This window comes from Archaeoglobus veneficus SNP6 (assembly GCF_000194625.1).
In the GTDB taxonomy this organism is placed as follows: domain Archaea; phylum Halobacteriota; class Archaeoglobi; order Archaeoglobales; family Archaeoglobaceae; genus Archaeoglobus_C; species Archaeoglobus_C veneficus.
This window is the reverse complement of the sequence record NC_015320.1, coordinates 714,935-740,066: the sequence shown is the minus strand read 5'-3', so window position 1 is coordinate 740,066 and position 25,132 is coordinate 714,935. Positions and strand designations below refer to the sequence as shown.

Sequence of the window (25,132 nt, the reverse complement as noted above, 5' to 3'; positions counted from 1 at the left end):
TATTACAGCCTACGGTGTTCAGATTCCCGAATCACGGGCTGCCCTGATAGTTAAAAACCTGAACGTGTGGTACGGCAAAAACCATGCTATTAAGGATGTAACGTTCAACATTGAGAAGAACAGGGTTACGGCAATTATAGGTCCGTCTGGCTGCGGAAAAAGCACGGTTTTAAGGGCCTTAAATCGTATGAACGAGGTTATGGCTCCTGAAGTCAGGACGACGGGAGAAGTAATATTTGAAGGAAAAAATATATATGACAAAAATGTGGACCTTCCCTGGCTCAGGAGAAAGATAGGTATGGTGTTCCAGAGACCAAACCCGTTTCCCAAGTCAATATATGACAACGTTGCCTACGGGCCAAGAATACAGGGGATAAAAGACAAGAAGACCCTCGATAAAATAGTGGAGGATAGCCTGAAGAAAGCAGCACTGTGGGATGAGGTCAAAGACAGGCTTCACGAATCAGCATTTGCGTTGAGTGGTGGACAACAGCAGCGATTGTGCATAGCGAGGGCTCTTGCAGTAAAGCCGGAAATCCTCCTTATGGATGAGCCAGCTTCGGCCCTCGACCCAATTTCAACGCTGAAGATCGAAGATTTAATAAATGAGCTTAAAAGTAATTATACTGTAGTGATAGTAACCCATAATATTCAGCAGGCAGGAAGAGTCAGCGACTACACTGCCTTCTTCTGGATGGGTGAACTTGTGGAATTTGGAAGTACAGCAGAGATGTTCGAGAAGCCGCTTGAAAAGCTTACTGAGGATTACCTGACAGGTAGAGTTGGTTAATATTCACAGGGGGAGATGAATGAGAGCTCTGGAAGAAAGGCTTAAGGATATCAAGCACGAAATTCTCGAAGCCCACAGCCTGTCGAGGAAGGCCGTTGAGCTGTGCCTCGACGGGCTCAGGGGAGATGAAGAGAAGAGGAAGAAAGTCATCCAGATAGAGCACATAATCGACGTGATGAATACAGATGTTGACTGCGAGTGTGTTTCCATCGTTGCACTCTTTCAGCCCGTTGCGTGGGATCTGCGTTTCGTCGTCAGCATGATGAGAATCTCCGGGCACTACGAGAGAATAACCGACTTAACACAGGAAATAGCAATGTACACTATCAAGAGTGGTTTTGACGAGACCATGACCATCTTCGAAAAAATGAAAGAAGCGATCCTGAGGATGTTCGACCTGGTAGGCCACGCAATAGAGACTGGAAACACTGCAAACCTCAGAGGAGAGCTGATTAGCCTCGATGACCTCGTTGATCGCTACTATGTGGAGTCCATCGAGAGCATCGTCAAAACAGCCAAGCAGAATCCCGACCTTATAGAAGACATGGTTGACATGGTTCTGGTTGCGAGGCACCTCGAAAGAGTTGCCGACCTGCTGAGCAAGGTTGGATCGAGGCTTATCTTCATAGAGGAAGGCAGGAGAGTCTGGATTAAGTGAGGGCAGGTATGAGACTCAGAGAACTTACCTTCTTTTTAGATGAGTTCCTCAAAACTGGAGAGTGGAGTGAGACATCGAAAAACGGTCTTCAGGTCGAGGGGAAAGAAGAGGTGGAAAAAGTAGCATTTGCCGTCGATGCGTGCATGGAAACTTTCGAGAAAGCAAGGGACACCAACGCGGACATGCTCGTTGTTCACCACGGCCTCGTCTGGGGAGGTATCGAGTATGTCACGGGCATCGTTGCAAAAAGGCTTCGATTTTTGCTCGAAAATGGAATTTCGCTGTACGCAGCTCATTTACCCCTTGACGCTCATCCAGAGATTGGAAACAACGTAAAACTTCTCGAAATCGTTGGAGCAGAAGTTGAAGAACCTTTCGGATTTTACCACGGAAAGGCAATAGGCTTTGCAGGCAGGCTGAGCAACGGAGTCGAACTCGAAGAACTTGCTGCCATTCTCGAGGAAAAGCTTCAGACTGAAGTCAGAGTTCTGAATTTTGGATGCAACAGAGTTAAGAGAATAGGGGCAGTTTCCGGCAGAGGAGGATTTGCAGTAGCCGAAGCTGCGGAAAAGGGCCTTGACGTGCTCATAACTGGAGAGGCAGAACACTCGGCATACCACACAGCTAAGGAGCTTGGTGTTAACGTCATCTTTGCTGGGCACTACGCAACCGAGACCCTCGGTATAAAGGCACTCATGGACGTCGTTGATGGGCTTGGGCTGAAAACGGAGTTTATAGACGCGCCAACAAGGCTTTAAATTTAAATAATGTAATTGGCGGCTTGCCGACGGCACTTCATCGCAGGCAAGTGCCCCCTCCAGCCGTAACGGCGGGTATATGTATTATTTTTGAGGGGGATATAAGAATTTCGAAGCAAGAGTACACACTGAGAAACTATAGCCTACAAATCAGATCAATGACTTCGCCTTTCTTCGTTACATTCAAGACCTCTTCGAGTTTTGACCTCTCGCCTCCTTCCCTGTAGTAAACCCCAGCCGAGGCATAATGTTTGACGGAACTAAGAATCCTTTCCAAAGTTCTCCATGATACAAGCCAAGTACGCACTGAGTCCGTGAAGTGTGGGTGCTGCAAAACCACTTCGGGTTTGAACTCTCTTGCTTTGCTCAAAAAGCGTTCGATAGTCTCTTTTCTCCATCCACCAGCATTTGCAATGGCTCTCGGATTGAACATGGTCAGATCGTGACAGCCAAGAATCATAACCCTGTCTCGCAATCTTACGAAGTGTGTGTCCAAGTCTGCCCTCAACAATCCTTTTTTCTGATCCTGTGTGGGATAGCTCTTCCCAGTCCAGTGCCATCTGTCGTTTTCTACATCGTAAAGGCCAACCAGCTCCACGTGTGGCTTTCTAAGGCTTGCTCTATTACTGTAAGAGTCGATCCCTATTGTCAAGTAATCTGTAATATCTTCAACTTCAATTCCATTCAGAAGTCTTTCACACCACGCCTGAGCCTCCTCAACCAACCGGCTAAAGTCTCCATTTACCCACGGAAACTTCACAAAACCGCCGCAAGTTATGAGGTATTCAGCCTCAAAGTTGCATTTAGTGACCTTTTCGAGGATCTTCCTTGCATCCTCAAACTTCCTGCTGTAGTTGCCCGCGATGATGATTCTGCCGATCTTAGATTGGCTGAGATCTCTCGTTATGCTTAAAGTAACCTCTGCGACGTTTGAAATAGCCACTCTTTTAATTTTCGTTATCTTAGACTTCGATGACTTCATGATACTTACCTCACAAAATTTCCCAGCATACAAGCCAGCCAACGAGAAGTCTTTTTATTAAATCAGTGTTTAGCTTGTCCGTTAATAGTGGGGCTCGTTTTGGATAGACATACACAACAAATCCTCTTTTTTCAGGCTTGTACGTGTATCTGAAACCTGTTATCTTTGAAATTTTTTCAACCTCGTCTTCATCGAATTTGTGCCTTCTATCTCGCTTCCACGATATGCCCCATGCAGAAAAGAAGACACCTTCATCGTCATAGCAGAAATCCTTTGATCTCTGGCCGTCCAGTCTTTTGGAGTTTCCAAGAAGTACGTAACATAAATTGTCTTCATTTTCCTCCAGCATCTCGTATAGTGTAAAGTTCCTACGAGAACCATTAATTTCAGCGTATATCTTTAATTTCAGAGTATCTCCATATTCCTCCATTTCTGGGTACGGCTTTGTTGGTTCGAGGGTTTTAAAACCTAAGATTTCCACGTGAGGTCTTTCAGGTTTCATGTTTGGGTATTCACTACTACGGACTTAAAAATTTTGAATTATTGTTCTTGTTAGTCCATGTAAACCTATAATCTATTGACAATGCAATTTTGAGTGAGTTTGCCAATATTCTCAGAGATTCGTTAGACGTCTAATCTGAAAACGGGGAAACCCTCTCCTATTAACCTTTTGTTTCCCTCGGCATCTACATCGGCAACTATGATTAGCCTCTTTTGCTCTTTTGCGAACCTAACTGTGTGCATCGTTCCCCCCTTTATATCGGATTCTACAACAACAATACCTAATGAAATTCCAGAAATTACCCTGTTTCTTTCAACAAACTGGTATTTCTTTATTCTCTGATTTCTGAATTCTGAAATTATTAACCCGTCCTTCTTCAGTATTCTTTCGGCCAAATCTTTATTTTCTTTTGGAGTTATGTTCTCAATCGAGGGTAAAACAGCAATTACGTTCGCACTGCAGTTCAGAGCAGTCTCTGTTGCAATGGCATCAACGCCTTTTGCTAACCCCGAAACAATCACAAACCCTTTTTCAGAGAAGAACTCTGCTACTTTTCTTGCATAAAATTTCCCCATCTCGCTGGGGTTTCTTGTACCAACAATACCTATCGCCGGTTTATTGAGTATGTCTGTATTTCCGATAGCATACAGGATCTTGGGCGATTTCGTAATCTGCTTCAGGAGATACGGGTAATCTTCATCGTCTTTTTTAATTTCAAGAATAACCGTATCGTCCATATTATTAGTTTCAACAACATTTGATTCAAAATAATCTGTCAGTTTTTTGTTGAGATCCAAATAAGTACACCTCTTTTGTTTTTGCGAGAGTTATGATCCAGACTTTATCAGCTCCCGCCTCGTATATTCTCTGAACTGCAGCTCTGGCTGTGTTGCCCGTAGTGTAAACATCGTCAAGTAATATAACTTTCTTTCCTCTCAAATCATAAATGGGGTTGACCTTCATAGAGCTGTAGTGGTCTTCAAAAGATGGACGATCAATGAGATTGCTTGCAAACGCAGACTTTTTAACGCTTCTAATTCTCTCAAGGGCTGCAAAACCACATTCTATGCCCAATATAAGAGATAGCTGCTCACACAGCCTTAAAAGTCCTTCGTTTATAGTGTAAGCACGGCTTGACGGAATAGGGATTACAATGTCCGCATTAATTTTATGCTTTGCAATAATCGTCAGAATTTGCACTGTAAATTCATCTACAAGATCTTGCTTTGCTTTATATCCCAAAGACCCGTAATTCTTGAACATGAAGATCAACGAAGAAAAATCATCTTGCAAACCGGTTTTCTTTGGGATATATTCGCCAAGATAGTAGTGCGGTGCTGAAGCAACTTTTTCTTCAATAGTTTCAATCGTTTTTTGCTCGTAAAGCTGAGTGAGTCTCGCCCTTGATTTTTTCCAATGTCTAATGGCAAAAATGGCTATTAAAAATATTAGTGCGATACCTATAATGAAAATAATCTCCAACATAGTTTACTCTTCGCTTTTCCTGAATTTAGCGTACTTCACAACTCCCTCCCTTCACTTATGGCCCTTTTCAATGTAGAAATCATATGTCCTATACCTCCAAGCCCACTTAGCGGTGTGGTGACCCTTTTGCCCTTGAAAACTTTTCTGACAATGTTTGCGTAATTACTTCCGGCAATAACCACGATTTCATCGTACTTCATCAATCCTTTCTCCTCAGCTTGCTTTCTCAGCTCTTCAACACTTATTGGATTTGTTGACGGATCGTTGAAGGTAACGTTATAAGGCTCGGGAACGATGTCATCGGGAAAGAGGAAGCCGTACTTGGCTGAGAGTATGACGTAGGAGTTAGGATAGAATTTCTCTGCATATTCCCTGCAGGCCTTCGCAAATGCGCCGATGTACACGTCTCTCGCTTTAGTGGGTCCGGCGTTGGGATTCACGTCCCATATCTTCCTGCTTCCGCATGGTACAACACACAGCTTCAGGTTTTCACCCCCGAAATGCGTTCCAATGGAACATGGATCGATAAGAAATGAAACAATCTTTTCTCCTACACTCTGACAACCCATTTTGCTGAGATATTCAAGCATTTCTTTTTTGCTCATACGGGCAATCTGCCATACCAGGCTATCAAGGTGAATCATCGTCACCTTTGGCTCTCTGCCTTTTATCAGCTCGAGAACATTCTGCCAAGTTTGCCTAATCTCGTTGTCATCTTCAGTAGTAACGAGCCCTGCCTTTTTTGAGAAGGTTCTTACTCTGTAATCGACGGGTATCGGAATCTTGCTGAAGTCGAAATCATATTCTCCGACCATGAGCAAGCTTATAGCCAAACACTTCATTGCAAAGCTGATTGTTTTTGCTTCTGGATTCTGTCGCATAGTGTACGCTAGCTCTTTCCAGATTTTCGGAAATTCTCTTGACACTGTTTTCGGAGTGCTGTTCCAGAGTTTTTCCGCAAGCGGACTGAAGAGAAATCTACTAAGGCGATTGACCTTTAAATCGTTGTATAATTCGTTTCTGTAAAATTGCTCCAGAATCGTATAGAGCCCTCTCGGAGATTCGGGCACTGGAGATGACTCGAGAATATTGCTGATTTTTGGCCAGTATGCCACTTCGGCTCTTCCTTTCAGCTTGAAATCGTTCAACCCTGTGACAACCATAAGCGTCGCAAAAGGTCCGAATCCATAGCGGCTAAGGAAAGGTTTCATATAATGCCATTCAGGCTCCTCTTTGACTATGCGATTCCATGCTTCAAGTGAGATTTCTGAAAGGATTTTGGCTAAATTCTTTTTTCGGTCCTCTATGCTTTCTATTACCTTTGAAGCCATTGATGTGCGCTTAACGCATTCCGCGATCCTTGGAATGGATCTATTTTCAGTACCCCCAAGCCTCACTACTCTCAACTTTAAATTCGATGAAATTACAAATCGAAAAGCACAGTTATATGAACTCACAAGCCCTCTTTCGAGTGCAATCCTTCCAAGTGATCTGGCATGGGCCATTTCACCTTTGCTAATCTTGTCAGATACCTCCACAACACCATACCAGTTCTGCCTATTTCCGTACTCCCTGACGTCAGATACATCAAGCTTGCTGCTTGTGCCACGGATGTACGCTTCTTCGATAAGCTTTGCAATGTCATCTAACTTTTCCAGCCAGTACCTGTCGTACTTGCTTGGCATGCTACCACCTGCCAAACCTGAAAAATCACTTAAACTTTAATGAAGCAAACAGGTTCAAACATATGTTCATATGCTATCAAAATATCTTTTCCCTGCGGCACAATAAACGCAATCCAGCCCTCAGTCATTCCTCCCGGCATTATATTGACGTTCTTGAATTCTGGCATATCCTTAGGCAAGACGACGAAGGCAGGTGAATAACCAGTTCCATTACAGTAAGCTTCAAAGCTGTAAGCAGAAACGTACTGCGATGTTTTGCCCGATGCGTACTTGAATCTAACTTTAACCAGCAAATACTCGAATCCCTGATCCGGATCTGGATTGAACATATTGGCTGTCTTGATGATTTGGTATGCTTTTTCGCCTTTTATATAATCCAGGACTGCAACTTCGAATGTTCCGGAAAACGTCTTAACCACAACCGTTTCTCCTATGGATGCCGGGTTTGTATAGCTGCCCCTTGGTTCCTGTGTCTGCGTTTTGATTGGTAGCAACTCTGGAGTTTCAGCAGGTTTTGTAGAGATCTCAGATACGCATCCCGCCAGTACAATTCCGATTAAAATGCACACAACAGCCAAAGCCAGAGTTTTGCCCACATCTATAAATTCCGGTATTTTCTGCCCGCTTGGTTCAAGAATGCACTTCGCCAGCGGCATCATGGTTTTTTTGATGTACCGTAAAATACTTAACCATGTTTACGATAACATCGATAACAATGAAAATATTAAGAGTAGTCCACATCATACCGCTTGGATTCGAAAGATCAATTGTAACCAGAGCTATCAGGAAAATTGGTGGTGAGAAAGTACACATACTCTCGATAGGTCCCGAAAACGCACGCCTTCGAGATCCAGATCTTTACAAAAAGCAGCAATATTTTACATATGCCGTGATAAATGACTTAAGAAAAATGGGCTATGAAGTGGAGTTTCATGATGTAGACCTTTTCAATTTTGAATCTGCACTTAGTAAAATTTCCGAACTGATAGTTCAGGAAAAAACGAGGGGAGCAAGGGTTTACATCAATATCTCTGCGTTCGGTAGGTTAATCGCAGTAGTAGCTTCGCTTGCTGGTTGGTATCATGACTGCACAGTTTACTATGTGGAACCTGACAGATACTATGAAAATGAGGAGGAGTTTTTCAAATATGGGAGAAGTGTCTGCATTGACCCTGAGATAATAGAGCTTCCGAAAATAGAAATAGCAAAGTTGTCCGAAGAGGAACGATTTACTCTGTCATTCCTAATCAATAAAGGAGGACAAGCCAAGACGGACGAAATTTTAAAAGCGCTGGAGAAGAAATTCCAGGAATTCAAGATTGAATGTAAAGATCGTAGTGAATACCGTAGAGAATATCAGAAGGTCATTAACAAGTTGAACAGGCGTATACTTGACAAGCTGGAATCCAAGAAATACATAGAGAGAATAAAAGCGGGAAGATATAACAGAATAGATTTAACTGACGAGGGAAAAATTATTGCGCTGCTTGAGAGAGGTACGTTTTAAAAGATGATCTGCTAATAGGAGAGTTCTTAATAAGCTCGCTTCTCGTAGGTGTGTGGAGAGAGTAAAAGTTGGTAGACACACAGCAGTAATTACCGAGTTCGGCTAAGTCATGGTTTTACTTGAGGGGGGGGCGTAAAATAGTATTTTTGCACCATCAATCATTAATACACAGCATGTGCCCCATCTTTTCCTTTTTCGCCTTGAGATAGTTCAGGTTCTCCTCCGATGGCTCAACCTCTATCGCTTCCCTTCTAACCTTGAAGCCGTACTTCTTCAGCTCCTCTATCTTCAGCGGGTTGTTGGTCATGAGCCTTACGCTTTTAACACCCAAGTCTATCAGAATCTGGGCTGCGATTCCGTAGCTCCTCATGTCAGGTGGGAAGCCGAGTTCTATGTTCGCCTCAACGGTATCCTTCCCTTCCTCCTGCAGCTTATAGGCCATCAGCTTGTTGATGAGACCGATTCCTCGCCCCTCATGTCCTCTCATGTATATTGCCACGCCTTTGTCTTCCTTGTCTATCATCTTCAAAGCTTTCTCAAGCTGATCTCCACAGTCGCAGCGAAGTGAGTGGAAAACGTCTCCAGTAAGGCACTCTGAATGTATGCGGACGAGGACATCGCCCTCCGAGACATCTCCTCTTACGAGGGCGACTATCTCGCCGATAGGAGTCTCGTAACCCACAGCTTTAAACGTGCCGTAGAACTTCGTTGGCAGAGTTGCTTCAACGACCCTCTTGACGAGCTTCTCGTTTTTGAGCCTGTGCATTATGAGCTCTTTTATGCTAATTACTGGTAGCCCGTTCTCCTTCGCAAATTCGGCAGCATAGCTTTCATCTGCAACATCTCCAGAGGGCGTTATTAACGTGGAATAGAGAGCAGAACTGCTGAATCCGGCCATTCTTGCGATATCTATACACGCCTCGCCGAAAGCTGGCCTCTCAAGGACACCGCCTTCCTTCGCTTCTTCAACAAAGATTCTGCCCGGGAACACTATCTCCTCAGGCTTTACATTACCCTTAACAAGTCGCCTTATGAAATCAGCCCTTTCTTCAGCCGAAATACCATTTTTGCTGCAGTCGAGAGGAATTACGGTTCCACCGTATAGGAGGAATCTGTTCAAGCCAAGAGCAGTTATGTGTTTCCACGGCATTGCAAGGCGGTACTCGTCGCAGTTCTTCATAATAAGAGCGATTACACGCCCGGAAACGACGTCTGCAGGAACGCCGAGGACGGATTTTTTATCATCAAAAATGATAAAGGGCTTTCCCGCCCTTACGGCTTCGATGATTTCTTGCATAGCCTCCGGCCTGCGGGAAAGTATATATAATTTTTGAGATGTATCTCAGAAGTGGAAGTCCCGCTTCTCACCCTTCTCTTCCTGATCTTGTTTCCGCTTCTTACCACGAATCTCCTGCTCAGCCTTTTTCTCTATTTCCTCTCCTTCGATCATCTCCTTGTATTCTCCCTCAGTCATCTCAAGGACTGCTGAACCAACGAAACCGCAGTTCTTGCAGCGATACTTCCCCGTGACGCCAGCAGTATCGTATTCCACATCCGTTGATTTGCAAACAGGGCAAACGAGAATTCGCTTCATAACAGAAATAGTGTACAACTATTTTAACCCTTTTGGCTGTTGTAAAGTCATGAAGATTCGAATTACGATAGATGAATTCGAGGACTGGTTGAGGGAAAGGGGGTACGACAAAAGGCTTGGTGAAGAGAACCTCAGAATATACCTTAATATTGGGCTTGCCGGCCTGTTTTTCGCCAACAGTGCGCTGCTTATGAGCTGCATTTACACGAATCTCGGCCTTCCGTCAGAGAGGGTTGTTGACAGGGTGAGATTCGAACTCGGAAGGAAGGTGAAAAGGATAGAAGCAGGATGGGACTACGTGGAGATTGAGATTGCTCCCGGAGAGATATGAAGCTACTAAGCCTGACTCACCCTTTCCACGTACCTCCCCCTTTCGGCAATTTCTTCAGCCCTCTTAAGAACATCCTTAGCTTTTTCGTACGCCATGTAGCCCTCAATAAATGCCTGCTTTAGCTCCCTCCAGTTGTCGAAAGAGGCTTTGAGGGACTCAAAGTAAACGTGAACATCGACGCCCTTGGGTTCAATCCTGTCCTCGATGAACGCAAGCCCGAAATCGACGAAGTAAATCTTACCGTTGCTGTAAATCATATTCATTGGCGTAATGTCTCCGTGAATTATCCCAGCTTTATGCAGCTTTGCTACAGCTTTTCCTATCTCTCTGCTTATCTCTGGAGTCATTACGCTCTTAACAGGTTCGCCTTTTATTCTTTCCATTACAATTCTGTCACCTTCTACGTCGAGGATTATCGGTGTAGCAACGCCGTTTCGCCTTGCCATCGAAATTATCTTCGCTTCCATTTTGGTTCTTCGCCGCCTTAAAATCTCGTCGAGCTGCGGAATGCGATATCTCTTTGGTCTCCTTATCTTTTCCACAATGTCCTCGTAAATTCTCACTTCGGCTTCTCCACCCAAATAGACTATTGGTTCGCTTGCCATGGTTCTGCCCCATACTGTTTCAGCAATCTAAAAAGTTTTGTCATCAAGCTATGGAGAGACTACTGAGTCTATACAGACCACACAAAAAGTCTAATCCCAGTTAACGACAACGTCCTCAATCCTGAAATCGGGCCTAACAGCGGACTCCTCAATAGGTGTCTCGTAACCGTGCTTGTACATAAGGAGGCCGAGATATGCAATCATCGCCCCGTTGTCACCTGTTAGCTCTTTCGGCGGAACGTAAAATTTCGCGTTCCTGTCTTCACACATCACTCTTAGCATCTCCTGAAGGCGGGAATTTGCTCCAACTCCGCCAACGAGCAGAACCTCATCAAGATTCAGATATGCAAGGGCTCTCTCAGTCACTTCAGTTAGCATCGCGAAGGCAGTTTCCTGGAAGCTGAAGGCAACGTCCTCCATCGCAACGCCGTTATCGTACAATCGCTGTGCTGCCGTAACGAGCCCGCTGAAAGAAAAATCCATCCCTTTGACCACGTAGGGTAACTCGTAGTAGTGCTTTCCTCCCTTTGCAAGTTTTTCTATCTTTGGTCCCCCAGGGTGCTTTAATCCCATGTGTCTGGCAAGCTTGTCCAAAGCATTACCAATACCTATGTCCAGAGTTTCACCAAAGACCCTATAGTAGCTGCCTCTCCTTGCTATAACCTGTGAGTTTCCACCGCTGACGTAGAGTGTCACGGGTTCCTTGGCTTCTGTTTTCCACCTTCCGACCTCAACGTGTGCTAAGCAGTGGTTAACACCCACGAGTGGTTTACCAAGCTTTAAAGCGAGAGTCCTCGCAGCAGTGGCTACCACCCTCAGGCAGGGGCCCATACCCGGGCCCTGAGAAAAAGCAACAACGTCTATGCTCTTCGGCTCTACCTTGGAAAAAACTTTTTCAAGTAAAGCTCCTATTTTTTCCGCGTGGTGCTGGGATGCCTCGCGAGGGTGGATTCCCCCCTCTTTCGGCACGTAGGGGTCGCTTTCAAGGACAAGAACGTCACTTTCGTCAACGACACCAATGCTGAGACTCCACGCCGTGCCCTCGATTCCAAGGGCCCTCATTTCTTGAATTCAGTGTAGCCGCACTTGCCACATGTTCGCCTGTCCTTGTGCTCTGCCAGGAAAACTCCCTCGCCACACCTCGGACAGAACTTTCTCTTCCTGACAACCTTGTCTCCCTTTATTTCGTAGAACTTGGAAACTACTTCCTGTGCCTTCGCCATAGGATCACCTCTTCAATCACTCTTCCTCTCCCTCTCCTTCCTCGCCTTCTCCCTCAGACTTTCCAAAGTTTCTCTTTATTATGTGGTCTTCTTCGATTGCGTGCAAGTCTTCGACGCTATCGTAGATCTTGGCGTAGCAGAACGCCTCACACTTACCGAATTCCGGCTTGATGTAGTCTATGATGACCGTATCAAGGTTCGCGTTGAATAACCCTGCGATTTTCTGCCTCACGTCTTTCCTCGAAGGTGTCGCCCCTTCTTCCTCATACTTCAGCCTGAAGTAGATTTCCCTCCTCTTGAGAAGCGGGTTCTGCCTGTCCTTTTCAACGAAGATCTCCATTGCTCCACCCCCTGCACAAACTAATGACGTCTTCACCATTTTTACCATCTCTTTTAAGCCTCTCCATCTGCTCCATGAGCTGGAGTATTAGTAGTTTTTTCTCGGGGGTCACATTTACCTCCACAACCCCCTCACCCGGCTGCCCGTAAACGACGCTGCCTGAGGGGAGCAGACACACCAGCGGCATTAGAGCCAGGTCCTCTTCACCCTTAACGAAGACCTTTGTCCTTACACCTTCTGCTGCCACTTCCACAGCCCTCTTCAAAGCTACGACGAGCTCATAGGTTATCGTTGAGGGAGGATTCTCAACTTCAATGCGTTCGTACTCTGCAGTCATCCTTTCGAGCTCTTCGAGCTGCTCGAATTTTCTCCTCTCTGTTCTGCCGTCAAAAACTATGATTACTGGCTTGCGGCCCATTGAGAGCAGGGAGTAACTTACGACATCCCCAACGGCAGCTACCGGATTCACCGAATCCAGACTGCACAGCCTCCCCTGTGGCTTCCTGCACTCTTTCCTCAGCTCTTCGGGCAGCCTCAGCATATCAGCCTACCTTGAGCGCATATTTACCGGGAATCTTTACCCCGAGCTTTTTTGCTACTTCGCTCTTCTCCGGATCTATGATGATTAAGTAACCGTACCATTCCTTCGTGAGTTCAGTACTTCCGCAGTTTTTGCAGACTGTCGAATTGAGACTTATGAACTTGCACTTCCTGCAGGCAAGCTCGGTCATGCTGCTCCCTCTTTCTCGAGCTTCTTGATTTCCTCTTCAATCCACTTCAGGTTGCCGAGCCAGGGCTGGCGCATGGTTAAACCAATCTTGCTCCTTTCCGGCTCTCTCTCTTTCAGGCTGAGGGCAACTATTCTCGCCCTAACCAGGTCGCCCTCACCCAAGCTCTTCTTGGTCTCTCTCCCGATCAGCTTCTTGTTTTTCTCGTCATACACCATAAAATCGTCGGTTATCTGACTCATATGGAGAAGCGCGTCAAGCGGGCCAATAGAAACAAAGGCACCAAATTCCACAACCTCGACAACCTCACCCTCTATAACCTCCTGAAGGAGAGGCTTGAACACGATGGCCGTAAACTCTACATCGAAGTATACCGCCCCGTCCCCTTCGATTATACGCCCCTCACCGATGTCCTCTATGTTCTCTATCCCGATGAGCATACCGTACTCTCTATCAAGTCTGCCCTCAAACTGCTCCCAGAGCAGATCCCTGATTACCTCCTCTATGTCTTCTCCGAGCCTCGTGGGAGGGACTCTGACAGTATCACGAACTCTTATCCTTGCGTACATAATATCACCAGAAGGTTGTAGCATGAAAAAGCGACGAGGAGGCAATATAAATTTAACGTATGCCCGCCGTACATCCGCCACAGAAATACCAAAGTTTTTTAATCCTTCTGCCTTGCAAGCCTTTACTGCTGGCAGATGGTGTCGCAGCGTCACGCTGATACTTATATCTTAGAGAAGCGGTGGTTGAAATGGTGCTATCGCCTATAGAGATCCAACTGCTTAAAGCCCTCGAAGAAGGCAGGAGATACAGGCTGGATGAGGCAGCCGAAGCCTCAGGAATGAAGAAGGATGCCGTTCTCAAGGCAGCCCACCTGCTGCAGGAAAAGGGGCTGGCAAAAGTCGAGACGATAAAGAAGAGAATATACAGGCTGACAGGGGAAGGCGAAAGGTATCTGAAAGAGGGACTGCCTGAGGAGAGACTGGTCAAACTTCTCCATGAACCGAAGCACATAAAGGATCTCGAGAAAGAACTTGGAAAGCAGGAGTTTGGTATAGCCCTCGGCTGGTTGAGGAGAAAGAAAGCTGTTGAGATACAGGATGGCGTTGTAAGGCTGGTACGCGTTCCGGAGTTTAGGGAAAAGGGGGCGCTGAGGGCTATTTCTGCCTGCAACGCTGATGCCGTCAGTGAGGATGACGTAAAAAGCCTCCTCAGAAGAAAACTCATCGATTTTGACGAAGAAAAGGAGATATACGTCACAGTGCTGGAGAAGCCAGAGGCTGAGCTTAAGGATTACGTAACAGACCTGACGCCGGAAATTTTAACCTCAGGCTCGTGGAAGGGCAAGGAGTTTCTCAAATACGACATTACAATCCCTTCGAGGGATATCTTCACCGCAAAGCTCCACCCATACGAGAGAATAATAAGAGAGTGCCGCAAAATCTTCCTCGAGATGGGATTTACGGAGATAAAGGGTCACTACGTCCAGCCCGCTTTCTGGAACTTCGACGCTTTATTCCAGCCGCAAGACCATCCTGCAAGGGATATGCAGGACACGTTCTACCTCGACAGCTACGTTGAGCTTGAGGGAGATGTGGTCGAGAGAGTTAGGCTGACACATGAGAATGGGTGGGAGACTGGCTCAACGGGCTGGGGAGGCGTATGGAGCATTGATAGAGCGAGACAGCTCGTGCTGAGAACACACACAACGGCGATAACCATTCATTACCTCGCAGAAAATCCGGAGCCGCCGGTTAAGGCCTTCTGCATTGATAGAGTTTATCGCCGCGAAACAATCGACGCCACACATCTTCCAGAATTCGATCAGCTCGAGGGAGTCGTTCTCGATGAAAATGTTGGCTTCAAAGACCTCCTCGGCCTGCTTAAGGAATTCTTCCTCAAAATGGGCTTTGAAGATGTCCGCTTCAGGCCGGGTTATTTCCCCTACACAGAGCCGAGCGTCGAGCCAGAGGTCTACGCCGAGGGTCTGGGCTGGATAGAGCTTGGCGGGGCGGGCGTTTTCAGGAAGGAGGTAACGCAGCCTCTTGGCATAAAAGGCAGGGTTCTCGCCTGGGGGCTGGGCATTGGCAGACTCGCGATGCTCAGGCTTGGAATGAAGGATCTGAGAAGACTCTACCTGCCAGACATAGGCTGGTTGAGAAGCGTGCCGGCAATAAAGCGATAGCGAGAGGTGATTGAATGCCAGTTGTCACGCTTTACTGGGACGAGCTTGAAAGGCTCGTTGGAAAGAGCAGAGAAGAAATCCTCGAAAGGCTGCCGATGCTTGGCTGTGACATTGAGAGGGTTGAGGAGGATCACGTTGATGTTGAGTTCTTCCCGAATAGGCCAGATCTGTACAGTGTTGAGGGCGTTGCGAGGGCGTTGCGGGGCTTCCTCGACATAGAGCATGGCTACAAAGAGTATCAGGCAAAATCCGCAGACTGGAAAATAGTCGTTGAGCCCGCCGTTCTTGAAGTAAGGCCCAGAATCGTGGGATGTGTTGTTAGAAACCTCAAGATTACCGATGAAGTTATACGCTCGCTTATGGAAGTCCAGGAAGACTTACACTGGACTATAGGCAGAAACAGGAGAAAGATGGCGATAGGTGTCCACGATTTGAGCAAGGTTTACTTCCCTCTCCGCTATACTGCCGTGGATTCATCGTTCTCATTCGTCCCCCTCGACTTCAGCGAGGAGATGAGCGTTGCCGAAATCCTCGAAAAGCACCCAAAGGGTAAGGAGTACAGGTTCATCCTCGAAGGAAAGGACAGATATCCAATGATCCTGGACTCAAAGAACGAGGTCATTTCGTTCCCACCGGTAATCAACGCGGAGAAGACAAGAGTCACTGAGAGGACTACCGATCTGTTCATAGACGTGACGGGCTTCGACGAGAACGTTGACAAAGCTTTAAGCATCCTCGCAACGATGCTTGCCGATAGGGGAGGGATAATAGAAAGCGTTGAGATAACGTATCCTGATGGAAGAACTGAGCTCACGCCGGATCTTAGCCCGAAAAGAATGGTTGTAAGCAAGGACGAGATATATGCCCTTCTTGGCTTCGAGATGAGCGATGATGACATTAAGCTCGCTCTGGAAAGGATGAGGTTTGGAGTGGGCAGGATTGACGAGAGTGTTGAAGTACTGGTACCACCGTACAGGGCTGACATCATGCACGAGTGGGACATAATAGAAGATATCGCGATAGGCTACGGATACGACAGAATTGAACCGGAGTATCCACCAACGAACGCTATAGGCACGACTCACAACTGGAACGAGATGAGGGAGATTGCAAGAGAGGTAATGATTGGTCTCGGCTACTTAGAGGTCATTACTTTCACTTTAACGAATGAGAGGGTGCAGTACGAGTACATGCGCAGAAGTGGCGAGGCATGGAAAGACTACACGCCTCTCATGCATCCTCTGACCGAAGACCACACCATCGTGAGGACGGACATACTGCCAAAGCTGCTCGAGTTACTGTCGTACAACACCCACCACGCGATGCCCCAGCGCATATTCGAAGTTGGAGATGTCGTTGTTGGAACGAAAAACAGACTGAGGCTCGCAGCATGCTCAACCCATGCAAGGGCGAACTTTGCAGAAATCAGGAGCGTTGTTCAGGCAGTCATGAGAGAGCTTGATCTTGAGTGGAGTGTGGCAGAGAGCAGCGATGATGCATTCATAGAAGGAAGGAGAGCAGACATCGTGGTGGACGGCAAGAAGGTTGGAGTGTTTGGAGAAATACACCCCGAAGTCCTGGAGAACTTCAAGCTTGCAACGCCAGTGGTTGCTTTCGAACTCGACCTATCGGAGCTGTTTGATGTCGGTGAGCTTTTGTAGATTTCAGGTTTTTTTTACCCATTCTCTTCCACAAACTCATACGACCCCCGTCTTCTCAAGGGCTATCTCAAAATCCTCCTTACTTGGATCCAAATCTTCGAGTATCGTGTACCTCTTCTTCCTTACCCTCTTCGCATACTGCAACGCCTCAATAACCTGCTCCTTCGTAAGCCCGATTTCCCTCGCCATCGTTGGTGCCTGAATTTTTTCGAGCGAGCTCTTTATGAGTTCCCAGTCTCCCACGCCGTAGGCCTTCTCGTGGAAGTACTCCATAATGATTGTTCCGATTCCTACCTGCTCACCGTGCGTCCCATTTCCATATCCCAGGTAGTCCAGGGCGTGACTGAACTTGTGCTCCGCTCCACTTACAGGTCTGCTGCTGCCAACTATCGATATTGTCATCCCGCTCAGAATGAGTCCCTTGACGAGAAGTTCGAGATGCGATGGTGTCTTGAGGTCGAGTCTATCAGCTTCGGCGAGCAGCAGGTTTGCCGGCATAAGCGCCATGGATGCCGCTACTTCGCTGTATTCCTCGTCTTTGATTTCTTTTCCGAGTTTCCAGTCCTTAACAGCCGTAACGTTTGAAATCAGATCACCATAACCGCTCCTAACCAAACGAATGGGGCTATTCCTTATGACCGTAATGTCCGCAAGAACGGCAGCGGGAGGATTGGTTGATATCGAAACAGGTTTCCCGTTCTCCTTAAAACTCGCTACAGGAGATGCAATTCCATCGTGGGACGCTGTGGAAGGTATGCTTATGAAGGGAGCGTTAAGCTCAGAGGAGATGACCTTACCAAAGTCAAGGACGCGTCCACCTCCAACGCCGACGACGCTGTCAACCTCTTCAAGCCCCATTTCGACCTCGGTCCTTCTTACGTCTTCAAGCCGCAGCGTGGTAACAAAAACCGTTCTCAAAACAAGGCCTTCGAGTCTCTCCTCTATCTTTCTCGCTACAGCATCGTACACGTTCTTGCCCGTAATAAGTAGAGCCGAGGAGCAATCCATCGCTTCGAGAGTGTTCCTGACTTTTTTTCGGGCATTTTCAGAAACTTCTACGATACGGGGAAATTCTGCGCTTTTGAAATAACTCACAAGCTTCCTCATCTTAACCACCTTACTCAGATCTGGTTAGCCACAGAGGGAGAGCAGCACAAACCAAATACTGTCTATCTGGAAACGTATATGTATTTTATCCAGAACTTTCCTTAAACCCTTCTCAAACAAACACAAGCCAATATATGTATTTTACCCTGTTTGGCCTTGCACTGGCCTGCAAGTATTCGCGAGATAGCAGAGAGATGCCTGCAGTTTACATTTAAATAAGTGCCAGTCAAGAGTAGAATATGGACTTGCTCAAACCCTTTGGCGAAATCGACGTTCTCAGCCTTTACGGTAGAATTGCCCCATATCTACGAGATTTCCTAAAAGGAAAAGAGATTGCAAGCAAAACCTATGTTCCAAAGGCCAAAGTTCCCTATTTCCTGAATCGAGCAGGTAAACTCGGAGAGCTATGGATTGAAGACTTCGATTACATCGATGAAGAATTCCTGAAGCTCAGAGCGAGGTACCACCTGAGCGAGGTTAAGAACAGATTAAACGAGAGACAGGTTTTGCTCTGGCGGTACTTTGTACCGAGAAAATATTCAGAGTTCTTCTATGCAACGAATGGAGAGGGAGAGGGCAAGCCAATTGAAAGGATTTTTATCGACATAGACCGCACCAATATGCCTGCGGAGAAGTCGCTGGAGGTTACGAGACTCCTAATCGAAATTATGGAAGAACAAAGGAGAACCGATAATGAGTTCAACGAGCTCGTTGAGTCGATAGCGGTCTACTGGACAGGTTCAAGCTTCCATGTTTACTGTTTCCTCTCCAGGCCGCAACCACCGGAGTTTTACGAGGAGAAAGTCCAGTACCACAGCAAAGGAGCTTTGTTTAAATCCTGGACGGACGTCTGGGTGAGACAGATAAAGCAGAAGGTCAGCTTTAAGGTTGCAGGAGGGCACGAGAAGAAAGAAGACCACATAATTATCGACCCCTCCCAGACACCGAGCGGAAAGCTCGCAAGGGTTCCTTTAGGCTGTCTGCACATGAAGGACTTTGAGCCAGATGGTGTGAGCGTGCCTTTGAGTGAAAGCATGCTCTACGATGATGGAATTGTTGAGTGGTTGAGGAGTTTGACGCCTGAGTACGTGGTAAAGCATGCTGAGAGTTTTGCTGGATATCTTTGGGGGTTGTGATAGAGATAATTCTTGTTGGGAGTGTGTAGACGGAAGTCCATCTCTCTTGAAAACTATTCTACTCCTTCATTATTGGTCTAAATCATGGGTGTATTTTTTAAATCAATAGACAGCTTGGCAATTCAAGAGGAGGAGTTTTTGAAATTTGGTTCCTTGATAATTGCTAGAAAATAGAGAGGTCTAATTTTTACTGCAAAACTGAAACCTACCCACCATTTCTAAGATGACATGCTTACTTTCGCATTTTGACAGTAGGAAAAGTATATAGGGGTACAAAACATAGAAAAACAATGGTCAAAATATCCGAGATCGATGCAAAATCGATGTGGGATAATACAAAACAGGATCTTCCAGCGCATCAACGTATTCTAAGCGAAATAGTATTTTCTAAAGCTGGTTCTCATAAAGTTTGCTGGATTTGTGGGGATGAGGAAGACATCTTCCTGATATCTTCTGTTATGGATAACGGGAAGCAGATGCAGGCCATATTCTGTGAGAACTGCCTGATGATTCAGGAAAATATAGGTCTAAGAGTTGTTGAGAGTGAAAAGATAGAATAACTCGCAAAAATCAGAAGAGAGTAATTTCGCCAGATATTAAAGCATCTCTAACAGCTCTTTTCTCTTTCTCTGATATTCCTCCTCACTAAGTATGCCCAAGTCATACAATTCTTTTAATTTCTTTAATTTTTCAATGGGATCTTCTTTGTTCACTTTCTGTGCGGGAGTTTTTTCGATTACCTGAGTCATAGGCAATGTCCTGCCACTATATTTGCCTTTTCTATTAGTTTCTCTTCCGATGAGAAGGTCTCAATTAGCCCATCCAAAACTTGATCGATTGCCTTTTTTATTGGATTAGCCTTCTTTGTTTTGTTTTTCTCGTCTCCAAAGGAGATAGAACAGAGAAAGATGAAATATTACTGCCTGTCGGCCGTAATAATAACGTTTGTTAAATCTTTTCTTTATTATTTTATAAATATAATCAAATGCTCGCTCTTTTGCTACAAAAGTAACAGAGAAAGAATCTTTGATTCTGAGGTTCCTCAGGAGTATAAATCACCACAACCCTCATAAAGGGTTTTTGAGACAAGCATTATATGTCTAATTCAAAATTGAAGTGGAATCCACATAATGTTTTGGTCCTAGAGGGGGGCTCAAGGATCATTCAGTGATCTAATTGTTATTAAAACCTCAAACAAGACTAAAAAAGAGATAATCAAAGAGATAAAGACCAATTTAAAAAGTTGGATGGAGAACCCCTTGTTTGAAGAGATAAGAAAAGCACAGTTAGATGTTGCGATTGTCGCTTTTGTTCCAAAGTCAAGAGTCAAGAACCAGGATGTAGACAATATCTCCAAAATTGTTTTAGACACTCTTAAGAAAGATAAACAAGATCCTAGCAGTCCATATCTGTTTGTGGACGATTCTCAGGTCGTCCGATTATTGGTGTATAAAAAACCCTGTGAAGCCATAGAGGGTTACGAAACCTCGACTTTGATAATTTCTTTTAGAAAGCATGATCCATCAAAGCAGATGATCCTTGTGGAAAAGACAGTAATTTAAGGACATGCTACCATTATTTCAAAGCTCTACTTTGCCGTTGGATACTTCGGAGGACAAAGAGCTGCACTAACCCCACCCCACTTTTTCAACGTTTAAATACTAACCTGCTACAGAACTGCTAGAACTGCTTAACTTGTTTACATCGTAGTTACTTAGCATCCAGCAGCAACTTTTTTGCTGTATAAATCCACAACAGGCATCAAAACCCTTGAACCAGCATCATAACTCAAAAAGAGTGTCGTAAAACGGATTTGAACCAAAAGAAGAGTGCCCGGAGCCGGAGACAGACTTTTTGTTCAGTTCCCCTCTCACTTTCATAACACTCGAAAAATCAACCACCTACTTAAACCTACTTATTTTTGGTTTTATAAAATCATTATAAAATCATTGCGATTTCAACACTTTCGCATCGCTCCCAACCGCTATTAGTCAGAACGACGGATCTGGTTACGGGGTGGAGCCCGTGCAGCAGGTAAATACTATTCCGGAAAACGACAGGGAAGCAAGGATAGAGAAGATGTACAGGGAGAAGCAGGAGCGCATCGCAAGGCAGATCGCTCTGAGAGTGGCGAGGGAGACTGTCGCTCTGGCAACGGCAACGGCCATCAAGGATCCTGTTGTTACCGCGAGCAAAGTAATCGAGGTTGCGGAGATGTACCTGAAGTGGCTGAGGGGCGGAAATGACAACTACTCTTCTTAATTTTTACATTTTTGAGAAATAGTTTTTATTGCGGGCGCCCCTCCGGTGACCGAAGGCACGCTTGTGCGTGAGGGGGACGCCCCGACGCCCGCGGAGGTGTTATAACGAGGCTAAGGCCTGCAGGCCCCAACCTCGCATTTGATGTGTCGAATAAGCACTTATATCTTTCTATTCACCTCATCGAATAAAGCATAACGGGAATAAAAAATGCAGGATTAACTCCTAAACCTCCGCAAGCACGCAGCACCCACCGCGGCAATCGCTGTCAGCACCTCGAATCCCGGAGTCTTTCCAGCGGGGATTGTTATATCAACGCTGTCTTCGGCCTCCTTCCCTCCAGCCTCGACGATGATCTTTGCCTTGTACGTCAGCGGCGGCAGGTTGTCCGGCAGTGTGTAGCTGAACTCGTTCTCAATCGGCGGATTCTCAAGGTAAACGCCTGGCAACTCGTACTTCTTTTCGAAACCAGCGGCAGAGAGCACGATTATAACGTTTGCCTGTCCTTTCCAGTCCTCTGGCTCCCAATCGACCTTAAGTCTCAGGTTTATGCTATCTCCGGGACTTGCGGTTATTTTATCGGGAGTGATGTCCACGGTCAGCGAGCTGAGGTTTGTCTGTCCTCCTTCGGACTTGGGTGTAGGTGTCGGGGTTGGCACTATCGTCGATTCGGGAGTTTCAGTCGGTGTGGGCTTTTCTTCATGTTCCCCTTCTTTATGCTCTTCCCCGAGCACATAACTCTTCAGCATGTCAACATAGCCAAGAAGCAAGTTCTTCCCAGTTTCATCGATTGGCGTTTCGTCCCGATCAATCCTCATAGCCTCGAAGATTATCAGCACAGGCTCCTTGGGCATGTTGTCGTCCAACTCCTTGAGGATGAGCACCCTACACTTGACCCTGTAGTGGCCGTCCGGATGATCCTCCATGCTTATGGCGTTGGGGTTTGAAGAGACTCCAAACGCGGGAATCGACGTCTCCTTGGTCGGTACATCCTGGAAGAATCCGTAGAGGACGAGGTACACGTCAACGGGTGATGCGGCAGCCGCCGGGAAGACCGTGGAGAGCATCTCCTTCGCACTCTTTGTCACACCAATCCCGGTGACGTCAAGCTCGACAACCTTCCCGTAATACCTTTCTGGGTTCTCTCTAATCTCTTTTATCGTTGTCTTTTCGGCCTTGATATCCAAGTTCTCGACGAAGAGCAGGTATCTCTCATCCGGGAGATATTTTAACACATCCTCATCGAGAATCCCGCTCACGAAGTCCACGGGCAGAACTAATCCCTTAACACTGCCGTACGCATTCTTCCAGTAGGCCTGGTAGTTGTTCCCGTACGCATCGACAGGTCCGGAGATCCTGAGGGTCGGGAAGTCGGAGTACTCGACCTCCCTATCACTGAGGAGATCCTTGACGTCGTCGAGGAGGGGTGTTTCTTCGTCATCGCTCAGGCTACCGGGGTAGACGTCCACCCCAGGCACGTATGCATATCCAACCTCAAACGGTGTCTCCCTCAGATACGCGTTGACGATAACCTCTTTGGCAACGTAATCGCTCGCTCTCTCCTTTAGAGTCTCAAGACTTACGCTTTGAGTACTCAGCTTCTCGTAATCTTCAACCGAGATAACTTTCCAGTTCTTGCCGTTTACGTTGACCTCCCCCTTGACCACGCCCTCAATCCTGTAGCATCCACTGTCTGAAATGTCACCGATAAGGACGGCGTTCGTTCTGCCGTCGGTGAAGAACGCCGTGGGGCTAACACTGAACTTCTGCCTTGTAGCACTCTCGAACTGAAATACGACGCTGTCACTCACGATCGAAACTGGAATTACGGCTCCTTCCAGCACTTCTATCTCTTGTTCTGGTGTGGTAACGGGAGTCTCCGTCTGCGTTTCTTCGGGAGTCGTACTCTGAGCTTCGACGCTGATGCTGACGCTCGCGGCAGGCAAATAGCCGAGCTTCGTCGCCGTGAGGATGTAAATACCCTCGCTGTCGAACGTGTAGGTTATTTTCCCGTTGGAGTCCGTTTTTCCTATCTCCTGAGCGTTAACGTAAACAGTAACATCCTCAACAGGATTGCCGAAGAGGTCAGTAACAGTGATCTCAACGGGATCGCCAACGTAGGCTTCTGATGGGGCTGAGATCTTCAACGCACCTTGGGCAGAGGCGGGAGTCAGCAGAAAGAGCATTGCCGTCAGTAAAATCCAGCATGTAGCCAGATTTTTCAGCATGGATTGGATTTAGGGTTGTTACATAAATAAAGTTTTCTAAAATATATAGGATAGAACACATCCTGCTTTCGTAGTCAAAGATAACCTCTTTTTTCCAAGTAACTTACATAATCTTCATAACTCATTGGACACTCAACAAAGTTGTAAAAATCTTCTTCAGCTTCAAATTTTAACTGTTTCATCATCCTCTTTTGTAGCCATATGGGTATATCTTTTCTAGAGTGACTCATTACAGTCCAGATCCTTTGTTTTTTACCATTGATATGTAGTGTAAATTTCAAGTGTCTTGATTTTTTCTCCTTGAATCCCTTTTTCACAAGTGCCTTTCTCACTTTATTAGCCTTTAACGTCTTTGACATCCCTTAAACCTCCACATATTCGAGAAGCTTTCTTTTAAGTTCAAGGGCCTTATCAGAAAGAACTTCATCTACCTCCTTTGCATATTCTTCGATTAAACAACTAAAAACGACTTCTAAGTCTCTCTCAGCTCTCTCAATGTTCTCTCCGCAACCATACAGCTCTAACTCATCATTATAAAGACACCATATATTATCAAAGTTATCGTATTCCACTTTAAGAGGTATTGGCTTTTTGAGCTTATATCCTGCAAACTGCCCTGTAAGCATCTTTTTCCATGGTCTTATCTCCAGAACGTCTTCGACCTTTTTTCTCTTTCCTCTTTCTTTAATAAATCCTACTACCTCTACTGGTTTTTTTGTATTCTCGTAGATTAAGTCCTCAAACTCTGGTCTCTCCATGTAGTTGTAGTAACATCTAACTCTTTCACCATACGGTGTGATTATTTCAAAATGCCTGTTGTTACCGTAGAACTTCCATTCAACTATTGCCCCCGTAATAGTGCGGGCATACTGCTTCATGAATTCTTTAAGAAGTGTGTTTATTTCCTCCCTATTTTCTGGATCTAACTTTACAATTCGCTCTGGTTTTCCGTCCCCCACACCCAACGCTACTGTAATGTCTTCCCTCGACCAAAAAGCCTCAACTTTTGTTAGCCCCCTTATTATCAAATCTGTTTTATCTTTAAATTCCGATTTAACAATCTCTTTTGCTTCCTCTATGTCGTCGATATTGTCCTTCAACCTATCTATGAACTCGACCGCTTGAACTGGTATTGGGTATAGTGATGGTTTAGGCATTAGCTTAATTTTGATGCTTCCTTTCTCAACCTCTGAGAAATACACTTTGAGATATTCCCTTCTTTGGACGCCACGAGCTCGCCCATAATCAAAAACGAATCTCTGAAAATTTGATAGGACCTCTGCAAGCCTTAGTACTTCTATTCTTCCTGCCCTAACTGCCCTTCCCTCAAATATGATCCAAATTCCTTTATCTGGCATTTTC

At 45.9% G+C, this 25,132-nt stretch carries 31 protein-coding genes; 11 read left to right on the top strand and 20 right to left on the bottom strand.

From position 1 onward, the window contains the following. Position 1 precedes the first annotated feature (1 nt). Genes pstB through ARCVE_RS04255 form a run of 3 tightly spaced genes read left to right on the top strand, consistent with a single transcriptional unit; the run spans position 2 to position 2,206 of the window. Positions 2–790 (top strand): phosphate ABC transporter ATP-binding protein PstB, encoded by a 789-nt coding sequence (gene pstB, locus ARCVE_RS04265; protein WP_013683553.1) that lies wholly within the window; start codon positions 2–4, stop codon positions 788–790. A gap of 19 nt (positions 791–809) precedes the next feature. Beyond that, positions 810–1,448, top strand: a complete 639-nt coding sequence (phoU, locus tag ARCVE_RS04260; protein ID WP_013683552.1) for a phosphate signaling complex protein PhoU — start codon at positions 810–812, stop codon at positions 1,446–1,448. 8 nt (positions 1,449–1,456) lie between these two features. Further along, positions 1,457–2,206 carry a Nif3-like dinuclear metal center hexameric protein gene (locus ARCVE_RS04255; protein WP_013683551.1) on the top strand — a complete coding sequence of 250 codons (750 nt, stop codon included), beginning with the start codon at positions 1,457–1,459 and terminating at the stop codon, positions 2,204–2,206. A 136-nt stretch (positions 2,207–2,342) separates the two neighbouring features. On the opposite strand, the gene ARCVE_RS04250 is transcribed toward ARCVE_RS04255, so the two are convergent. From ARCVE_RS04250 to ARCVE_RS04220, 6 genes are all read right to left on the bottom strand, one after another. Further along, complete coding sequence (locus ARCVE_RS04250) at positions 2,343–3,188, bottom strand: hypothetical protein (RefSeq protein WP_013683550.1); 846 nt, start codon at positions 3,186–3,188, stop codon at positions 2,343–2,345. 10 nt (positions 3,189–3,198) lie between these two features. Continuing rightward, positions 3,199–3,690 (bottom strand): hypothetical protein, encoded by a 492-nt coding sequence (locus tag ARCVE_RS04245; protein WP_013683549.1) that lies wholly within the window; start codon positions 3,688–3,690, stop codon positions 3,199–3,201. Between the two features lie 122 nt (positions 3,691–3,812). Continuing rightward, positions 3,813–4,487 (bottom strand): DNA-processing protein DprA, encoded by a 675-nt coding sequence (locus ARCVE_RS04240; RefSeq protein WP_013683548.1) that lies wholly within the window; start codon positions 4,485–4,487, stop codon positions 3,813–3,815. Beyond that, on the bottom strand, positions 4,453–5,175 hold the full coding sequence (locus ARCVE_RS04235; protein ID WP_013683547.1) for a ComF family protein: 723 nt from the start codon (positions 5,173–5,175) through the stop codon (positions 4,453–4,455). Before ARCVE_RS04235 ends, ARCVE_RS04240 begins: the two co-directional genes overlap by 35 nt. Positions 5,176–5,210: 35 nt before the next feature. Next, on the bottom strand, positions 5,211–6,860 hold the full coding sequence (locus tag ARCVE_RS11020) for a DUF7664 domain-containing protein (protein WP_013683546.1): 1,650 nt from the start codon (positions 6,858–6,860) through the stop codon (positions 5,211–5,213). Positions 6,861–6,889: 29 nt separating this feature from the next. Further along, the gene (locus tag ARCVE_RS04220) at positions 6,890–7,519 is read right to left on the bottom strand and encodes a DUF4352 domain-containing protein (RefSeq protein WP_013683545.1); all 630 of its coding nucleotides are present in this window, start codon (positions 7,517–7,519) and stop codon (positions 6,890–6,892) included. A gap of 32 nt (positions 7,520–7,551) precedes the next feature. Between ARCVE_RS04220 and ARCVE_RS04215 the strand changes: the two genes are divergently transcribed. Continuing rightward, on the top strand, positions 7,552–8,367 hold the full coding sequence (locus tag ARCVE_RS04215) for an HFX_2341 family transcriptional regulator domain-containing protein (RefSeq protein ID WP_013683544.1): 816 nt from the start codon (positions 7,552–7,554) through the stop codon (positions 8,365–8,367). 154 nt (positions 8,368–8,521) lie between these two features. Here ARCVE_RS04215 and ribA read toward each other — a convergent pair whose 3' ends face one another. Both ribA and ARCVE_RS04205 read right to left on the bottom strand, forming a co-directional pair. Beyond that, positions 8,522–9,664: a GTP cyclohydrolase II gene (ribA, locus tag ARCVE_RS04210; protein WP_013683543.1), complete on the bottom strand. Its 1,143-nt coding sequence runs from the start codon at positions 9,662–9,664 to the stop codon at positions 8,522–8,524. Between the two features lie 45 nt (positions 9,665–9,709). Next, on the bottom strand, positions 9,710–9,961 hold the full coding sequence (locus ARCVE_RS04205; RefSeq protein ID WP_013683542.1) for a TFIIB-type zinc ribbon-containing protein: 252 nt from the start codon (positions 9,959–9,961) through the stop codon (positions 9,710–9,712). A gap of 49 nt (positions 9,962–10,010) precedes the next feature. On the opposite strand from ARCVE_RS04205, the gene ARCVE_RS04200 reads away from it, so the two are divergent. Further along, complete coding sequence (locus ARCVE_RS04200; protein WP_013683541.1) at positions 10,011–10,292, top strand: hypothetical protein; 282 nt, start codon at positions 10,011–10,013, stop codon at positions 10,290–10,292. Positions 10,293–10,297: 5 nt separating this feature from the next. Here ARCVE_RS04200 and ARCVE_RS04195 read toward each other — a convergent pair whose 3' ends face one another. The 7 genes from ARCVE_RS04195 to rpoE form a co-directional block, all read right to left on the bottom strand. Continuing rightward, complete coding sequence (locus tag ARCVE_RS04195) at positions 10,298–10,897, bottom strand: Kae1-associated kinase Bud32 (protein WP_013683540.1); 600 nt, start codon at positions 10,895–10,897, stop codon at positions 10,298–10,300. Positions 10,898–10,987: 90 nt separating this feature from the next. Further along, the gene (locus ARCVE_RS04190) at positions 10,988–11,959 is read right to left on the bottom strand and encodes a bifunctional N(6)-L-threonylcarbamoyladenine synthase/serine/threonine protein kinase (protein ID WP_013683539.1); all 972 of its coding nucleotides are present in this window, start codon (positions 11,957–11,959) and stop codon (positions 10,988–10,990) included. Further along, positions 11,956–12,120 (bottom strand): 30S ribosomal protein S27ae, encoded by a 165-nt coding sequence (locus ARCVE_RS04185; protein WP_013683538.1) that lies wholly within the window; start codon positions 12,118–12,120, stop codon positions 11,956–11,958. Before ARCVE_RS04185 ends, ARCVE_RS04190 begins: the two co-directional genes overlap by 4 nt. Positions 12,121–12,136: 16 nt before the next feature. Then, a complete protein-coding gene (locus ARCVE_RS04180; protein ID WP_013683537.1) occupies positions 12,137–12,460 on the bottom strand; it encodes a 30S ribosomal protein S24e in 324 nt (107 codons plus the stop codon). Beyond that, positions 12,444–13,001: a GTP-dependent dephospho-CoA kinase family protein gene (locus ARCVE_RS04175; RefSeq protein WP_013683536.1), complete on the bottom strand. Its 558-nt coding sequence runs from the start codon at positions 12,999–13,001 to the stop codon at positions 12,444–12,446. The genes ARCVE_RS04180 and ARCVE_RS04175 overlap by 17 nt, the downstream gene beginning before the upstream one ends. Before the next feature lies 1 nt (position 13,002). After that, positions 13,003–13,191, bottom strand: coding sequence for a transcription elongation factor subunit Spt4 (gene spt4 / locus ARCVE_RS04170; protein ID WP_013683535.1), 189 nt, complete (start codon positions 13,189–13,191; stop codon positions 13,003–13,005). Then, complete coding sequence (gene rpoE / locus ARCVE_RS04165) at positions 13,188–13,757, bottom strand: DNA-directed RNA polymerase (protein ID WP_013683534.1); 570 nt, start codon at positions 13,755–13,757, stop codon at positions 13,188–13,190. The genes spt4 and rpoE overlap by 4 nt, the downstream gene beginning before the upstream one ends. Before the next feature lie 188 nt (positions 13,758–13,945). On the opposite strand from rpoE, the gene pheS reads away from it, so the two are divergent. Next, positions 13,946–15,379 (top strand): phenylalanine--tRNA ligase subunit alpha, encoded by a 1,434-nt coding sequence (gene pheS, locus ARCVE_RS04160; protein WP_013683533.1) that lies wholly within the window; start codon positions 13,946–13,948, stop codon positions 15,377–15,379. Positions 15,380–15,393: 14 nt separating this feature from the next. Continuing rightward, positions 15,394–17,040 (top strand): phenylalanine--tRNA ligase subunit beta, encoded by a 1,647-nt coding sequence (gene pheT / locus ARCVE_RS04155; protein ID WP_013683532.1) that lies wholly within the window; start codon positions 15,394–15,396, stop codon positions 17,038–17,040. Between the two features lie 36 nt (positions 17,041–17,076). On the opposite strand, the gene ARCVE_RS04150 is transcribed toward pheT, so the two are convergent. After that, positions 17,077–18,147 carry an iron-containing alcohol dehydrogenase gene (locus ARCVE_RS04150; RefSeq protein ID WP_013683531.1) on the bottom strand — a complete coding sequence of 357 codons (1,071 nt, stop codon included), beginning with the start codon at positions 18,145–18,147 and terminating at the stop codon, positions 17,077–17,079. 239 nt (positions 18,148–18,386) lie between these two features. Between ARCVE_RS04150 and ARCVE_RS04145 the strand changes: the two genes are divergently transcribed. Beyond that, on the top strand, positions 18,387–19,283 hold the full coding sequence (locus ARCVE_RS04145) for a hypothetical protein (protein WP_013683530.1): 897 nt from the start codon (positions 18,387–18,389) through the stop codon (positions 19,281–19,283). A gap of 245 nt (positions 19,284–19,528) precedes the next feature. Continuing rightward, on the top strand, positions 19,529–19,843 hold the full coding sequence (locus ARCVE_RS04140) for a hypothetical protein (protein WP_232215827.1): 315 nt from the start codon (positions 19,529–19,531) through the stop codon (positions 19,841–19,843). 36 nt (positions 19,844–19,879) lie between these two features. On the opposite strand, the gene ARCVE_RS11015 is transcribed toward ARCVE_RS04140, so the two are convergent. Next, positions 19,880–20,032, bottom strand: a complete 153-nt coding sequence (locus tag ARCVE_RS11015) for an SHOCT domain-containing protein (RefSeq protein WP_083809319.1) — start codon at positions 20,030–20,032, stop codon at positions 19,880–19,882. Positions 20,033–20,458: 426 nt separating this feature from the next. On the opposite strand from ARCVE_RS11015, the gene ARCVE_RS04135 reads away from it, so the two are divergent. Together ARCVE_RS04135 and ARCVE_RS04130 are read left to right on the top strand one after the other, a co-directional pair. Beyond that, on the top strand, positions 20,459–20,845 hold the full coding sequence (locus tag ARCVE_RS04135) for a RusA family crossover junction endodeoxyribonuclease (protein WP_332247735.1): 387 nt from the start codon (positions 20,459–20,461) through the stop codon (positions 20,843–20,845). Between the two features lie 463 nt (positions 20,846–21,308). Next, positions 21,309–21,545, top strand: coding sequence for a hypothetical protein (locus tag ARCVE_RS04130; RefSeq protein WP_013683527.1), 237 nt, complete (start codon positions 21,309–21,311; stop codon positions 21,543–21,545). A gap of 215 nt (positions 21,546–21,760) precedes the next feature. Here the strand turns inward: ARCVE_RS04130 and ARCVE_RS04125 are convergent, their stop codons facing one another. The 3 genes from ARCVE_RS04125 to ARCVE_RS04115 form a co-directional block, all read right to left on the bottom strand. Beyond that, positions 21,761–23,770, bottom strand: a complete 2,010-nt coding sequence (locus tag ARCVE_RS04125) for a carboxypeptidase-like regulatory domain-containing protein (RefSeq protein ID WP_013683526.1) — start codon at positions 23,768–23,770, stop codon at positions 21,761–21,763. A 74-nt stretch (positions 23,771–23,844) separates the two neighbouring features. Further along, positions 23,845–24,129, bottom strand: coding sequence for a type II toxin-antitoxin system HicA family toxin (locus tag ARCVE_RS04120; protein WP_013683525.1), 285 nt, complete (start codon positions 24,127–24,129; stop codon positions 23,845–23,847). Positions 24,130–24,132: 3 nt separating this feature from the next. Next, positions 24,133–25,128 (bottom strand): hypothetical protein, encoded by a 996-nt coding sequence (locus ARCVE_RS04115; protein ID WP_013683524.1) that lies wholly within the window; start codon positions 25,126–25,128, stop codon positions 24,133–24,135. Positions 25,129–25,132: the final 4 nt, after the last annotated feature.

Coding starts and splice junctions, on each gene's coding strand:
- phoU (WP_013683552.1), top strand. CDS start 810: ATGAGAGCTCTGGAAGAAAGGCTTAAGGATATCAAGCACGAAATTCTC.
- ARCVE_RS04255 (WP_013683551.1), top strand. CDS start 1,457: ATGAGACTCAGAGAACTTACCTTCTTTTTAGATGAGTTCCTCAAAACT.
- ARCVE_RS04250 (WP_013683550.1), bottom strand. CDS start 3,188: ATGAAGTCATCGAAGTCTAAGATAACGAAAATTAAAAGAGTGGCTATT.
- ARCVE_RS04245 (WP_013683549.1), bottom strand. CDS start 3,690: ATGAAACCTGAAAGACCTCACGTGGAAATCTTAGGTTTTAAAACCCTC.
- ARCVE_RS04235 (WP_013683547.1), bottom strand. CDS start 5,175: ATGTTGGAGATTATTTTCATTATAGGTATCGCACTAATATTTTTAATA.
- ARCVE_RS11020 (WP_013683546.1), bottom strand. CDS start 6,860: ATGCCAAGCAAGTACGACAGGTACTGGCTGGAAAAGTTAGATGACATT.
- ARCVE_RS04220 (WP_013683545.1), bottom strand. CDS start 7,519: ATGATGCCGCTGGCGAAGTGCATTCTTGAACCAAGCGGGCAGAAAATA.
- ARCVE_RS04215 (WP_013683544.1), top strand. CDS start 7,552: ATGTTTACGATAACATCGATAACAATGAAAATATTAAGAGTAGTCCAC.
- ribA (WP_013683543.1), bottom strand. CDS start 9,664: ATGCAAGAAATCATCGAAGCCGTAAGGGCGGGAAAGCCCTTTATCATT.
- ARCVE_RS04205 (WP_013683542.1), bottom strand. CDS start 9,961: ATGAAGCGAATTCTCGTTTGCCCTGTTTGCAAATCAACGGATGTGGAA.
- ARCVE_RS04200 (WP_013683541.1), top strand. CDS start 10,011: ATGAAGATTCGAATTACGATAGATGAATTCGAGGACTGGTTGAGGGAA.
- ARCVE_RS04195 (WP_013683540.1), bottom strand. CDS start 10,897: ATGGCAAGCGAACCAATAGTCTATTTGGGTGGAGAAGCCGAAGTGAGA.
- ARCVE_RS04190 (WP_013683539.1), bottom strand. CDS start 11,959: ATGAGGGCCCTTGGAATCGAGGGCACGGCGTGGAGTCTCAGCATTGGT.
- ARCVE_RS04185 (WP_013683538.1), bottom strand. CDS start 12,120: ATGGCGAAGGCACAGGAAGTAGTTTCCAAGTTCTACGAAATAAAGGGA.
- ARCVE_RS04180 (WP_013683537.1), bottom strand. CDS start 12,460: ATGGAGATCTTCGTTGAAAAGGACAGGCAGAACCCGCTTCTCAAGAGG.
- ARCVE_RS04175 (WP_013683536.1), bottom strand. CDS start 13,001: ATGCTGAGGCTGCCCGAAGAGCTGAGGAAAGAGTGCAGGAAGCCACAG.
- spt4 (WP_013683535.1), bottom strand. CDS start 13,191: ATGACCGAGCTTGCCTGCAGGAAGTGCAAGTTCATAAGTCTCAATTCG.
- rpoE (WP_013683534.1), bottom strand. CDS start 13,757: ATGTACGCAAGGATAAGAGTTCGTGATACTGTCAGAGTCCCTCCCACG.
- pheS (WP_013683533.1), top strand. CDS start 13,946: ATGGTGCTATCGCCTATAGAGATCCAACTGCTTAAAGCCCTCGAAGAA.
- pheT (WP_013683532.1), top strand. CDS start 15,394: ATGCCAGTTGTCACGCTTTACTGGGACGAGCTTGAAAGGCTCGTTGGA.
- ARCVE_RS04150 (WP_013683531.1), bottom strand. CDS start 18,147: ATGAGGAAGCTTGTGAGTTATTTCAAAAGCGCAGAATTTCCCCGTATC.
- ARCVE_RS04145 (WP_013683530.1), top strand. CDS start 18,387: ATGGACTTGCTCAAACCCTTTGGCGAAATCGACGTTCTCAGCCTTTAC.
- ARCVE_RS11015 (WP_083809319.1), bottom strand. CDS start 20,032: ATGACTCAGGTAATCGAAAAAACTCCCGCACAGAAAGTGAACAAAGAA.
- ARCVE_RS04125 (WP_013683526.1), bottom strand. CDS start 23,770: ATGCTGAAAAATCTGGCTACATGCTGGATTTTACTGACGGCAATGCTC.
- ARCVE_RS04120 (WP_013683525.1), bottom strand. CDS start 24,129: ATGTCAAAGACGTTAAAGGCTAATAAAGTGAGAAAGGCACTTGTGAAA.
- ARCVE_RS04115 (WP_013683524.1), bottom strand. CDS start 25,128: ATGCCAGATAAAGGAATTTGGATCATATTTGAGGGAAGGGCAGTTAGG.